This window comes from Kribbella sp. NBC_00382 (assembly GCF_036067295.1).
GTDB lineage: Bacteria > Actinomycetota > Actinomycetes > Propionibacteriales > Kribbellaceae > Kribbella.
Genome location: NZ_CP107954.1, coordinates 1,691,587 through 1,703,941, shown reverse-complemented (window position 1 = coordinate 1,703,941; position 12,355 = coordinate 1,691,587). Strand labels below are relative to the sequence as shown.

Genomic DNA, 12,355 nt, shown 5'->3' with positions numbered 1-12,355 from the left:
GCGATGTGCGCGACCACCCCGGATTCCTAGGTTCTCGGGTATGCAAAAACCCCTGGCAGCGGCCCTCGCCGCAACCTTGACCATCACCGCCGCGACTTCCGTCGCGACAAACACCGCCGTAGCGGCCTCCGCAGTCACGGCGGCGCCGAAGCTTGGCTGGCATGTGTGCAGCACCGGCCCTGCCGACGAGACTGGCCAGCGGCTGGATGCGGTGGGCGCGCAGTGCGCGGAGTTGCAGGTTCCACTCGACTACAGCCATCCGGCCGGCCGGCAGATCACCGTCGCCATCGCCCGCCGGCTCGCGACCGACACGAAGCATCGCCAAGGCACCCTTGTCGTCAATGTCGGCGGCCCCGAAGCCTCACGGCAGGGAGTGAACGCTTTCCTCGACGCCTCCCCGCAGGTCGCCGCGACCTTCGACCTCGTCGGCATCGACCCGCGCTTCTTCGGTCGCAGCACCCCGCTCGAATGCAACTGGCCGACCGACCGCTACCTGAACCTCGTCCAGTTCGGCACCCCCGATCGCGCCTCGTTCAAGCGCAGCGTCGCCCTCGCGAAGGACCTCGCCGACCGCTGTGCCCCGTACGCCGATGTGCTCCCCTTCGCATCCACCCGCAACACCGCCCGCGACATGGACCGAGTCCGCGCGGCGCTCGGCGAGCAGCGGATCTCCTTCCTGGGTTGGTCATATGGCACATATCTCGGTGCCGTCTACCTCCAGCTGTTCCCCGGCCGCAGCGACCGATTCGTCCTCGACAGTTCGCACGGGCCGGACTCCTACGGGCCGCGGTGGACTCGTGAGACGGCGTCCGCGGACGCCGGCGCGCTGGCCGATTGGGCGAGTTGGGTTGCGCGTCGCAATACGAAGTACGGGCTTGGTACTACCAAAGCGCGGGTGCTTGCGGCGGTCGATCACATCGCGGCGGTGGCTAAGCGGCGGCCGCTGCAGGTTGGTACGCATCGGGTTGATGCGGGGATGCTTCCGGGGCTGTTGCTGACTGTGGTTGATACGGATGAGCTGTATGGCGAGTTCAGCGCGCAGGTTCGGGTACTGCGGGATGCGGCTGATGGGTTGGTGGTCACGCCGACCGCGATGCAGGAGGAGCGGTTCGGGCTGTACGAGCTGGGTGACGTGATTCCTGAGTTCGGCTTCAGCGCTACCAATGCCAACCAGTGCGCGGATCGGGCGGCACCTCGCGATCCGGAGGTCTACTACCGGGATATCCAGGCGCATCTCGCTGCTGAGCCGCTGTACGGGCCGTTGGCTCGGCACATCACCCCGTGCGCGTTCTGGCCGACCTCTCCGGTGGAGCAGCCGACGGTGATCGACAACAACCGGCCGGCCTTGATAGTGAGCGCCAGCGGCGACCCTGCCACGCCGTACGCCGGACAGGTCGCCATGCACCGAGCACTCAAAGGCTCCCGCCAACTAACGGTCACCGGCGCCTACCGCCACGGCGTCTTCCCCTACAGCTCCTGCGTAGACGACACCGTCAACCGCTACCTCGCCGAAGGCAAGCTGCCACGGAACGACCTCACCTGTCCGCCTGCTTAACAGGGTCAGGGCCGGCCTGGGCGGACCAGGCCGGCCTCGTAGGCGACTACTACCGCTTGGACTCGGTCCCTGATTCCGAGCTTGGCGAGGAGGTTGCTGACATGGGTCTTCACGGTGCCGGGCGAGACGGTCAGCTGTTCGGCGATCTCGGCATTCGACCGGCCGCGGGCGATCGCGATCAGCACCTCTCGCTCCCGCTCGGTCAGTGCTGCAACAGCCTGTACTGCGGCCGCGTCCTCCCCAGGTGCAAGGTGTTCGAGCAGTCGCCGGGTGGTGGATGCGGCCAGTACTGCATCACCGGCATGTACGGTCCGGATCGCCGCGAGCATCTCTTCCGGCGGCGCATCCTTGAGCAAGAACCCACTGGCGCCGGCGCGGATCGCTGCCAGCGCGTACTCATCCAGGTCGTACGTGGTCAGCATGATCACCCGAGGCGAGCACTCCAACGCGACCGTACGCCGAGTCGCCTCAACCCCGTCGATCCCCGGCATCCGAACATCCATCACCACCACATCCGGCCCCAACCGCTCAGCCTCCCGCACCGCACTGAGCCCGTCGCCGGCTTCCCCCACCACGGTGAGGTCATCCTGCGACTCAACCACCATCCGGAACCCAGCCCGCACCAACCCCTGATCCTCCACCAGCAACACCCGAATCGGCGTCACCACGGAAGTCGCACCTCCAAGCGCCAGCCACCTTCGGCCCGCGGCCCAGCTTCCACTGTCCCGCCGTATGCCTCAGCCCGCTCCCGCACTCCAACCAACCCATACCCGCCCCGGCCGGTCCGGCTGCCCGCGGAACCGCGCACTCCGGCCCACCCGTCGGGGTCAGCTCCGGGCACCGGCGCCGCATTGGTAGTTGGCGTCTCGGAGACGGATGACGTCCGAGCGGCGTCGTTGGTGATGGTGAGCTGTAGTTCGCCGGAGATCCAGTGGAGGGAGACCTCTGCGTGGGCGGTGGAGGCTGCGTGCTTCATCACGTTGGTCAGGGCTTCCTGGACTATTCGGTAGGCGGCTAGTTCTAGGCCGGGCTTGGTGACGGCGGCGGGTGGGTCCACTGGCATGGTGAGGGTGACGGGCAGGCCGCTGGTTTGGAGTTGGGTGATGAGGGCGGGGATGTCGGCTAGGCCGGGGCCGGGAGGGGGCGGGGTAGCCGGGGTCGGGGCGTCTCGTAGTACGCCGAGGATGTGGCGGGTTTCTGTTAGGGCTTGGCGGGCGTAGGTGGCGATTGTGGTGAGGGCTGCGGTACCGGCCTCGGGGGAGCGGGCGGCGGCGTAGCGACCACCGTCGGCCTGCGCGATCAGTACTGCGAGGGAGTGCGCCACCACGTCATGCATCTCCCGGGCGATTCGGTTGCGCTCGGCCAGTACCGCCAGCCGGTCCCGCGCTGCCAACTGCTCCAACCGCACGCGATGCAACGTACCGAACGCCCACGCCGCCAGGACCGTGCTGGCGATGAACGCACCCAGCAGCACATGCGCCGACGCACCGACCGCCAACTGCGGCCACGACACCCCACCCAGTACCGCACCAACCAGCCCCGAGCCGACTCCCACCCGCGCAGCCCACAGCGGCCCGTACGCCGACAGGGCGTAGACCGCCATCGGTACGGCGACATCAGCAGGCAACGCACCAGCACCGTCGCGCACCGTCAACCACTGGAGCAGCGCAGCCGCCATCACCAAAGCCGCACAGACAACCGCAGAACGCCGACGCACGACCAGCGGCACCACCAGCAACACGGTCAGCGCGAAGGATCCCCAGTCACTCCCGGCGATCACCTCGAAGAGCAAGCAACCGCTCAGCAGCAACCCCGCCGAGGCCGCGTCGACAGCTAATTCATGCGAGCGCACCCAGGATTCCACCCGCTCGCCAAGCACAGCCCTCACTGTAGTTGCCTCCGTCCGAGCCGTGAGCCACCAAGGCTGGGGGTACCGCAGGCGTAGTACCGGCGAGCACCATCGGAGGAGAACAGTGAGGAGCTGAGCATGATCATCGACTGCGCTTATTACCGGGACGGCCGCCGGCAGCACGTCGGGGCGATGTCGGTGGAGGATGCCGCGTCGCATTGCCGGCTGGGCGGGTTCGTCTGGCTCGGGCTGTTCGATCCGTCGACGGAGGAGCTGGCACAGGTCAGCAAGAACTTCGGGCTGCACGAGCTCGCTGTCGAGGACGCCCAGACGTTCCATCTGCGGCCGAAGGTCGAGCCGTACGAGGGCGACATCCGGCTCGTCATCCTGCGCACAGCCCGGTACGACGACAAGCGCGAGGAAGTCGACTTCGGTGAGGTCAGCGTGTTCGTCGGACCGTCGTTCGTGATCACCGTCCGGCAGGGGGTCGCCAGCGAGCTGCACGGCGCCCGGACCCGGCTCGAGCAACGCCCCGAGCTGTTGGAGAACGGGACGAACTCGGTGCTCTGGGCAATCCTCGACCAGGTCGTGGACACGTACGGGCCGGTCGTGGCCGAGCTCGAGCGCGACATCGAGGAGGTCGAGCGGACCGTGTTCGCCGGAACCGTGGCGCCGACCGAGCGGATCTACTTCCTCCGGCGGGAGGTGACCGACTTCTACCGTGCGGTGCACCCGCTGCTCGCAGTACTGGCGACGCTCGAACGCGGAGCGCGGAGTACCGGATTGTTGCCGTACTTCCGTGACGTCCACGACCACCTCGTGCTGGTGAACGAGGAGGTCGCCGCCCAACGCGACCTGCTCGCGACCGTGCTGGAGGCGAACATGGCGGTGATCTCGGTGGAGCAGACGAAGGTCAGCGTCCAGCAGAACGCGACCATCGAGCAGCTCACCATCCTCGCGACCGTCTTCCTGCCGCTGACCTTCGTGACCGGCTTCTTCGGCCAGAACTTCGGCTGGCTGGTCGACCACGTCGGCGCCTTCTGGGACTTCGCCGTCCTCGGCCTAGGCGGCCTGCTGATCCCTTGCATCGTCCTCTTCATCTGGATCCGCCGCCAACGCGCCACCCGCGGCACGTAGCCCGCGTAACGCCCGGACGCTGGAGGCGATCTAGCGGGTATGGGATTCGATGAGCCGATGACGCGGGATCCGCTGTTCTGGGGCGGACTTGTCCTGGGGGCGGTCGGTGGTGTGATCGGGGTGATCGTTCGCGACCTGAGTTTCGGCGACGCCGCCTGGGCGGTGTTCTGCGGCACGATCACCTTCACCTGGCTCGGCGCCGGCGGGATCGGTGTGCTGATCCGCGGCTACTTCCGCCGTCGTCGCGACCGGTCGGCCGACCTCAAGCTGATCCTGAGCGACGTACCGGTCAAAGAAGCCGAGTAGAACGCCTTGTGCTGGTGGGTTTGTTGAGTATGCAAAGGGAGTTTCAAGGACTGGTCGACGAGGTGTGCGTTACGGACCGAGACGAGTAAGTTACTCCGCATGCCCGCCACCAGTCCGTTGTATGCCTTGTACGTCCGTCGCCTCCGGGCTCAGCTTGCTGGGCGCGCGTTGCCCGAGCACATCGGTGTGGTGACGGATGGGAACCGGCGCTGGGCGCGCGGTAAGGGGCACAGCAATCCGAGTGTCGGTCATCGGCGCGGCGCCGAGCACATCGAGAACCTGCTCGGCTGGTGCGAGACGGCCGGCGTACCGCATGTCACCGTCTTCCTCTGCTCGACGGAGAATCTCGCCAAGCGCGACGACGCCGAGGTCGCGTACCTGATGGAGGTCGTCGAGGAGATCGTCGCCGGCCGGCTCGCGCAACCCGGCGGACGCTGGCAGGTCCACATCGCCGGGCTGCTCGATCTGCTGCCGGACAGTACGGCGCACGCGCTGAAGAACGCCGTCGACGCGACCAAGGACGTCGCCACCGGAAACCACATCACGCTGGCGATCGGGTACGGCGGTCGCCAGGAGGTGGTGGAGGCGGTCCGCTCGCTGCTCGAGTCCGAGGCGGATTCCGGCAACGATCTCAACGGCCTGGCCGAGACGCTGAACGCGGACGACATCACCAAGCACCTCTACAACGTCGGCCAGCCCGACCCCGACCTGATCATCCGGACGAGCGGCGAGCAACGGATGTCGAACTTCCTTCTCTGGCAGAGCGCCTACTCCGAGCTCTACTTCTGCGAGGCGTACTGGCCGGCCTTCCGCGAGGTCGACTTCCTCCGAGCCCTCCGCTCCTACGCCGACCGCCACCGCCGCCGCGGCGCGTGATCCGGTCTGCGTGGCGTACAGGTCAGGGGCATTCGGGTGAGGTGAAGGCGTCGAGTGGGGTCACCACGGGCTGCTCGGGCCCGGTGGAACGCGGGCGTGGGGTCGGTGAGTCGTCGGTCGGTCGGAAGGGCGGGAAGTACCGGACCTGGCCGGGCTTCAAGGTCTTGAGGTCCGCCAGGGTGAACTCGGTTCCGGCGGCCCTCCATTCGTGGCGGTCGCCCCAGATCTGGATGCTGTAGTTGCCGGACGCCTCCCAGGACGGCGATCCAGTGGTCGGCTTCCAGTCGTTGTCGCCGGCGAGTGGGATCGTGACGACTGCCTTCTTCGGGTGCGCATTGGTGTACTCGAAGTCAGGGGTCGGACCCGTGGTCGGATGCGACCGGGTCTTTGTGCGGTCGTAGATCTCGATCTCCTGGATCACGCCTTCGCAGTCCTGCAACACGATGACCGGATTGCCCTGGTCGTCCACCGACATCCCGGCCAGCGCGTTCGACTCGCGCGGCCCGCATCCGGTCAGGCCGCCCAGCAGGCACCCTGCGATCCCCACCCCGACCAGCTTCGCCCAGTTCATGCGGCAGCGTACGTCGTGGTGAGGGGCAGCGTCAGAGGGTGCCGAGGTCTTCGAAGATGAGCGCTGTTCGGGTGCCCAGGACCTCCGGGATGGCCTGGAGTTTCTCCAGTACTACCCGGCGGAGGCCTTCGTTGTCGGCGGCTCGGACCAGGAGGATGGCGTCGAAGTCGCCGCCGACCAGGGCCATATGTTTGACCTCGGGGATGGCCTGGAGTTGTTCGCGGAGGGCTCGCCAGGAGGACTGGCGGAGACTGAGGGTGACGTACGCCGAGGTGGCGAGCCCGAGTTTGAGCGGGTCGACAGTCGCGGTGAACCCGGTGATGACGCCGGTCGTGGTCAGGCGTTCGACCCGGGCGTAGGCGTTCGCGCGGGAGATGTGCACCTGGTCGGCCAGGGCCCGGATCGAGAGCCGGCCGTCACGGCTCAGCGCGGCCACGATCTGCCGGTCGATCTCGTCCAGCGCCGGGGCGACGACCATCTGTCCAGGTTCGGTCGCGCGGACCCTCTCGTCATCGGACATTCTGTGCCTCCACATCGCCTCGGCGAGCCATTCGTCCTGGGATTTTCCCAGCTATGGATCCGAATGGTCATAAGTATGACCATGAACCATCCGTACGTCTCCCCTGCGCAGGAGGGTTCATGACCACCGTCGAGGAGCAACTGCTCCCCTCCGCTGACCCGGTCCAGCTTGTCGACGAGCATGGCAAGCGGCACGACAACCCGCAGTACGGGATGCCGCCTGTCGAAGCCCTCGTCGACGGCTACGCACAGTTGGTCGTGGGCCGCAGGATCAACGACCAGGCGAGCGCCCTCGTCCGCCAGGGCCGGCTCGCGGTCTACCCGTCGTCGCACGGCCAAGAGGCCTGCCAGGTCGCCGCCACGATGGTGCTCGGCGAGCAGGACTGGCTGTTCCCGACGTACCGGGACACCGTCTCCATCGTCAGCCGCGGTGTCGACCCGATCGAGACGCTGACGCTGCTGCGCGGCGACTGGCACTCCGGCTACGACCCGTACGAGCGCAAGGTGGCGCCGCAGTCGACGCCGCTCGCGACGCAGCTGATCCACGCCGTCGGGGTCGCGCACGCCGCGCGGCTCAAGGGCGAGGACACCGTCGTGATGGCGCTCTGCGGCGACGGGGCGACCAGCGAGGGCGACTTCCATGAGGCGCTGAACTTCGCGGCCGTGTTCAAGGCGCCGGTGGTGTTCTTCATCCAGAACAACGAGTACGCGATCTCCGTCCCGCTCGCGCGGCAGACGGTCGCGCCATCCCTTGCACACAAGGGGATCGGGTACGGCATCCCCGGAGAACGGGCCGATGGCAACGACCTTGCCGGGCTGTTGTCGGTACTGGGGTCAGCCGTCGCCAAGGCGCGCGCCGGTGAAGGGCCGCAGCTCGTCGAGGCACACACGTACCGCGTCCAGGCGCACACGAATGCCGACGACGCGACGCGTTACCGCAACGAGGCGGAAGTACAGCCCTGGCTGGAGCGCGATCCGCTGAAGCGGCTGGACGCGTACCTGACGACCGAGGGATTGCTGGACGACGCTCACCGGAGTGAGGCGACTGCCGTTGCCGACAAGGTCGCCGAGGACCTGCGCGTCGGGTTGATGCAGGAGGTGTCGCCGGATCCGGCGGAACTGTTCGCGCATCTGTACGCGACGCCGACGCCGCAATTGGTCGAACAGGCCGCCTTCCTGCAGGACGAACTGTCGCGAGAGGAGGCCTGATCATGGCGCACGAGAAGCTCTCCATGGCGCAGGCGCTGAACCAGGCCTTGCGGGACGCGATGAAGGCCGACGACACCGTGCTGATGTTCGGTGAGGACGTCGGCGCGCTGGGTGGCGTCTTCCGGATCACCGACGGGCTGACCGCGGAGTTCGGTGAGGATCGTTGCTTCGACACCCCGTTGGCCGAGTCCGGCATCGTCGGGATGGCGGTCGGGCTGGCGATGAACGGGATGCGGCCGGTCGTCGAGATGCAGTTCGACGCGTTTGGCTACCCGGCGTTCGAGCAGGTGGTCAGCCATGTCGCGAAGATGCGCAACCGGACCCGCGGCAAGGTGTCGCTGCCGATCGTGATCCGGATGCCGTACGCCGGTGGCATCGGCGGGGTCGAGCACCACTGCGATTCTTCCGAGTCGTACTACGCGCACACGCCGGGGTTGACGGTCGTTGCCCCGTCGACTGTTGCGGATGCGTACACGTTGTTGCGTAGGGCAATCGAGTTCCCCGACCCGGTGATCTTCATGGAGCCCAAGAAGCTGTACTGGGCCAAGGAAGAGGTCGACCTGGGGGTCGCGGAGCCGGGGATCGGGACGGCTGTGGTGCGGCGCGAGGGGACGGACGCGACGCTGATCGCGTATGGGCCGTCGGTGCCGATTGCGTTGGAGGCGGCCTCCGCTGCTGCTGCGGAAGGGCGATCGCTGCAGGTTGTGGATGTGCGGTCGATCGTGCCGTTTGATGACTCGACGGTTTGTGAGGCTGTTCGGAGTACGGGCCGGGCTGTGGTGGTTGCCGAGGCTAGTGGGTTTGCGAGTGTGTCGTCGGAGATCGTTGCTCGGGTCACCGAGAGGTGCTTCCACTCGTTGGCGGCGCCGATTCGGCGGGTGACCGGGTTCGACATTCCGTACCCGCCGCCGAAGCTGGAACGGCACCAGCTGCCTGGCGTCGACCGGATCCTCGACGCGGTGGATTCGCTGCAGTGGGAGGACTCGTGAGCAACACGCAGACCTTCCTGCTGCCGGACCTCGGCGAAGGCCTGACGGAGGGCGAGATCGTCCGCTGGCTGGTCGAGGTCGGTGACGTCGTCGCTGTCGACGCGCCGGTCGCCGAGGTCGAAACAGCCAAGTCGATCGTCGAGGTCCCCACTCCGTACGCCGGCGTCGTCGCCGAGCTGCACGGCGCCGCCGGAGACACCATCGACGTCGGCAAACCGCTGATCACCGTCGGAGTACTGGCGGCCGCCGCCGAAACCTACCGCGAAGAGGAAAAGGCCGGCTCCGGCAACGTCCTCATTGGCTACGGCACCCCCGAGTCAGCAGCTTCCGGCCGCCGTCGGCGTCCCCGCGGTATTGCGGTCGCTGTCGCTCCAGCGGCTCCGAAGGCGCGAGCCGTTCCGTTGGTGATTTCGCCGTTGGTACGGCGGATGGCCAAGGATGCTCGAGTTGATCTGCATGCGCTGGCTGGGTCCGGCGCTGGCGGCGTGATCGTCCGGCGAGACGTCGAGCAGGCGATCGCCGCAAAGGTCGAAAAGCCTGCTGTGGTTGAGGAAACTGTTGAGTCGCGGACTGGGTTGGTTGAGCTTCGGCGGGTGCCGGTTAGTGGGTTCCGTAAGGCTGTGGCGGCGACCTTGAGTCGGAGTCGCCGGGAGATTCCGGAGGCTACTACCTGGGTTGATGTGGATGCGACCGCACTGCTCGAAGTCAGGGAGTCGTTGCGGACGGCAACGGATGCTGGGCCGGGACTGTTGGCGTTGATGGCTCGGTTTGTTGTTGCTGGGTTGAAGAAGTATCCGGAGTTGAACGGGTTCGTCGACACCGAGCGTGAAGAGTTGGTGCAGTACGACGGAGTGAACCTGGGGCTCGCGGCGCAGACCGAGCGTGGGCTTGTCGTGCCGGCTGTAGTTGATGCGCATCTGCTGACGGCTCGCGGGTTGGATGCGGAGATTCGCAGGCTGACTGCGTCGGCCCGGGACGGGAAGCTGACCGCGCGGGAGCTATCGGCGGGGTCGTTCACGTTGAACAACTACGGGAGCTTCGGTGTCGACGGGAGCGCGGCGATCATCAACCATCCGCAGGTCGCGATCCTCGGCGTCGGCCGGATCATCGACCGGCCGTGGGTGGTCGACGGTCAGCTCGCGGTACGCAAGCTCACCCAACTCTCGCTCGTCTTCGACCACCGGGTCTGCGACGGCGGTACCGCGGCCGGCTTCCTCCGCTTCGTCGCCGACGCCTTCGAGTCGCCGGCCTCGATCCTCGCCGATCTCTAGATCAGCTGACGGGGTCTCAACCCGATCAAGATGGCTCGGAGGCCGGTCTGGAAGCGTGCTTCCGGGCCGGCTGAGTCCTCTCGGCTGAGGTACGCGGCGAGCGTTCCGGCGCCGATTCCGAGCTGATCGCCGGCGGCTGATGCCCATTCGGCTTCTGTGAGACGGCTTCTGCGGACGGTCGCGCTCCAAGCTGCATCCGTCACGGCGGCTCCGACGACGTAGTGGAAGACAGCAGAAACCGCCGCGTCCAGATAGACGCCCTTGAAGCCGGCCGACTTCAGGATCGACAGCATCCGCTCGGCATAGGCCTGATAGTTCGGCCCCAGACCAGCGTGGCTCGCCATCAGTTGCGACGCCCACGGATGCTCAGCCAGTACGTCGTACGCCGCGTGCGCCAGCGCCGTCAACCGGTCGCGCCAGTCGCCCTCGTCGGCCGGTACCAGCGCATCCGCCAGGACGGTGTCGACCGTCAGCTCGAGCAGATCGTCCTTGTTCGCCACTCGCCAGTAGAGCGCCGAGGTCGCCGCCGTACCGAGCTCGGCCGCGAGCCGTCGCATCGACAGCTTCTCCAGCCCGTCCCGGTCGAGCATCTCGATCGTCGCCCGGATGATGTCCTCACGACTCAGCGGCGCCCGCGTCTCGGCCGGATCGGCCCGCAACCAGACCGACCCGAGCACAGTCTTCTCATCAGCCTCGCGCGCCATCCCCGGATCCTAGCTGAAACATCGTCCCAGCACGCAAGGCAGCGTTTTAGTGGCGGGCAAACGAATGGCCGATCCCCGTGGGACCGGCCATTCGATCGGGGGTGTGTCAGCTGTTGATCTGGGTGGTCAGGGCCGAGGCGTAGGAGGCGACCTCGGCGTACACGCCTGGGTTGCCGGCGTCGGCGCAGCCGAGACCCCAGGAGACGACGCCGAAGAGCCGGCCGTTCAGGACCAGCGGGCCGCCGGAGTCACCCTGGCAGGAGTCCTTGCCGCCGTTCTTGTAGCCGGCGCAGATCTCGCCGTTGGCGACGTAGCCCTCGCCGGAGTAGACGTCACCGCAGTACGCGTCGCCGAGGACCGGGACGAGGACCTTCTGCAGACGGTTCGCCGGGCCGGTGCCCTCGGTCTCGCCGTAGCCGTAGACGACCGACTGGGCGCCGACGGCGTCCTTGGCGCGGCTGGTCTCCAGCGGGAGGGTGGCGACGCCGGTGAAGGGCGTGGTCAGCGTCATGACGGCGACGTCGTGGCCGCCGACCCGGCCGTACTGCGGGTCCTTCCAGATCTTGGAGATCTTCGAGGTCTTGCCGCCGGTGCTCGAGTTCAGGTTGTCGCGGCCCTGGATCGCGGTGTACGTGCTGATCGGCTGGGTGACGCAGTGCGCCGCGGTGACGATCTTGTTCGCCTTGACCAGGGTGGCGCCGCAGTACTGGCCGACCGGGGACGACGAGCGGCTGTTGTTCAGCGCGATCATCCACGGGATGTTGGCGGTCGTCTCGGTACTGCCGCCGACGATGTTGGTCACCGGTGGGGTCCGCGCCTCGGCGGTGCCGATCGCGCCGAGCGACGCGAGGGCGAGTACGCCGATGGCGAGCACTGCACGCAACTTGAGCTTTCCGGTCATGCCTCACACTCCAGAGTTGTCTCGGGCCGCGAATGGGCGGATGCGGCCGGATACAGAGAACAATCGAGCGTTCACTGTGGGTAGCGCAAGGAATTCGCCGGGCACATCGGTGACGGCGCAGTCCCGTGCCACGACTTAAGTCGCAGCACTGTCGACCGAGGATCGATGAATCTGCTGTCAGGACGGCGAAAACTCAACCCATGAAGGAAAACCTGCGCATCAACAGAGCCCAGTTCATCACTCGAGCAGTAGCTCTTGGGCTACTAGCTGCCGGTGCCGCGCCCGCCGATAGCGCGGCGGCGGGCGCGGGAAGGGAAGGCGCGGAGGTCGCAGGAGGAGGTGGGGGCGGGCGGCGGGGGTTGGCTTTCAAGGGGGTGGCTTATGACGTGGGGACTGGGTTTTTGGGGGATGAGAGTCGGGTGCGGTGGAGTCGGGGGGTGATGCGGGAGGAGATTCGGGCTGTCAAGG

13 protein-coding genes are annotated in these 12,355 nt (G+C 67.2%); 7 read left to right on the top strand and 6 right to left on the bottom strand.

The window, feature by feature from the left end; all coding sequences use genetic code 11:
- Window positions 1–40: 40 nt before the first annotated feature.
- Window positions 41–1,555 carry an alpha/beta hydrolase gene (locus tag OHA70_RS08465; RefSeq protein WP_328330344.1) on the top strand — a complete coding sequence of 505 codons (1,515 nt, stop codon included), beginning with the start codon at window positions 41–43 and terminating at the stop codon, window positions 1,553–1,555.
- Window positions 1,556–1,560: 5 nt separating this feature from the next.
- Here OHA70_RS08465 and OHA70_RS08460 read toward each other — a convergent pair whose 3' ends face one another.
- Entirely contained in the window at window positions 1,561–2,223 is a 663-nt protein-coding gene (locus tag OHA70_RS08460; RefSeq protein WP_328330342.1) for a response regulator transcription factor, read from the bottom strand.
- Window positions 2,217–3,434, bottom strand: a complete 1,218-nt coding sequence (locus OHA70_RS08455) for a sensor histidine kinase (protein ID WP_328330340.1) — start codon at window positions 3,432–3,434, stop codon at window positions 2,217–2,219. The genes OHA70_RS08460 and OHA70_RS08455 overlap by 7 nt, the downstream gene beginning before the upstream one ends.
- A gap of 108 nt (window positions 3,435–3,542) precedes the next feature.
- Here OHA70_RS08455 and OHA70_RS08450 point away from each other — a divergent pair, with 108 nt between their 5' ends.
- The 3 genes from OHA70_RS08450 (at window position 3,543) to uppS (ending at window position 5,723) form a co-directional block, all read left to right on the top strand.
- Window positions 3,543–4,541 (top strand): magnesium and cobalt transport protein CorA, encoded by a 999-nt coding sequence (locus OHA70_RS08450; RefSeq protein ID WP_328330338.1) that lies wholly within the window; start codon window positions 3,543–3,545, stop codon window positions 4,539–4,541.
- A gap of 57 nt (window positions 4,542–4,598) precedes the next feature.
- Window positions 4,599–4,847, top strand: a complete 249-nt coding sequence (locus OHA70_RS08445; RefSeq protein WP_328330336.1) for a hypothetical protein — start codon at window positions 4,599–4,601, stop codon at window positions 4,845–4,847.
- 99 nt (window positions 4,848–4,946) lie between these two features.
- Entirely contained in the window at window positions 4,947–5,723 is a 777-nt protein-coding gene (gene uppS / locus OHA70_RS08440) for a polyprenyl diphosphate synthase (RefSeq protein ID WP_328330334.1), read from the top strand.
- Between the two features lie 22 nt (window positions 5,724–5,745).
- Here uppS and OHA70_RS08435 read toward each other — a convergent pair whose 3' ends face one another.
- Together OHA70_RS08435 and OHA70_RS08430 are read right to left on the bottom strand one after the other, a co-directional pair.
- The gene (locus OHA70_RS08435) at window positions 5,746–6,294 is read right to left on the bottom strand and encodes a hypothetical protein (RefSeq protein WP_328330332.1); all 549 of its coding nucleotides are present in this window, start codon (window positions 6,292–6,294) and stop codon (window positions 5,746–5,748) included.
- A 31-nt stretch (window positions 6,295–6,325) separates the two neighbouring features.
- On the bottom strand, window positions 6,326–6,814 hold the full coding sequence (locus OHA70_RS08430; protein WP_328330330.1) for an Lrp/AsnC family transcriptional regulator: 489 nt from the start codon (window positions 6,812–6,814) through the stop codon (window positions 6,326–6,328).
- 119 nt (window positions 6,815–6,933) lie between these two features.
- Between OHA70_RS08430 and OHA70_RS08425 the strand changes: the two genes are divergently transcribed.
- From OHA70_RS08425 to OHA70_RS08415, 3 genes are read left to right on the top strand one after another with little or no spacing between them, the layout of a single operon-like run.
- The gene (locus OHA70_RS08425) at window positions 6,934–8,022 is read left to right on the top strand and encodes a thiamine pyrophosphate-dependent dehydrogenase E1 component subunit alpha (protein WP_328330328.1); all 1,089 of its coding nucleotides are present in this window, start codon (window positions 6,934–6,936) and stop codon (window positions 8,020–8,022) included.
- 2 nt (window positions 8,023–8,024) lie between these two features.
- A complete protein-coding gene (locus tag OHA70_RS08420) occupies window positions 8,025–9,011 on the top strand; it encodes an alpha-ketoacid dehydrogenase subunit beta (RefSeq protein WP_328330326.1) in 987 nt (328 codons plus the stop codon).
- Window positions 9,008–10,282, top strand: a complete 1,275-nt coding sequence (locus tag OHA70_RS08415; protein ID WP_328330324.1) for a dihydrolipoamide acetyltransferase family protein — start codon at window positions 9,008–9,010, stop codon at window positions 10,280–10,282. Before OHA70_RS08420 ends, OHA70_RS08415 begins: the two co-directional genes overlap by 4 nt.
- Here the strand turns inward: OHA70_RS08415 and OHA70_RS08410 are convergent.
- Window positions 10,279–10,986, bottom strand: a complete 708-nt coding sequence (locus OHA70_RS08410) for a TetR/AcrR family transcriptional regulator (protein WP_328330322.1) — start codon at window positions 10,984–10,986, stop codon at window positions 10,279–10,281. The genes OHA70_RS08415 and OHA70_RS08410 overlap by 4 nt on opposite strands.
- Window positions 10,987–11,092: 106 nt before the next feature.
- On the bottom strand, window positions 11,093–11,887 hold the full coding sequence (locus OHA70_RS08405; RefSeq protein ID WP_328330320.1) for a S1 family peptidase: 795 nt from the start codon (window positions 11,885–11,887) through the stop codon (window positions 11,093–11,095).
- Window positions 11,888–12,355: the final 468 nt, after the last annotated feature.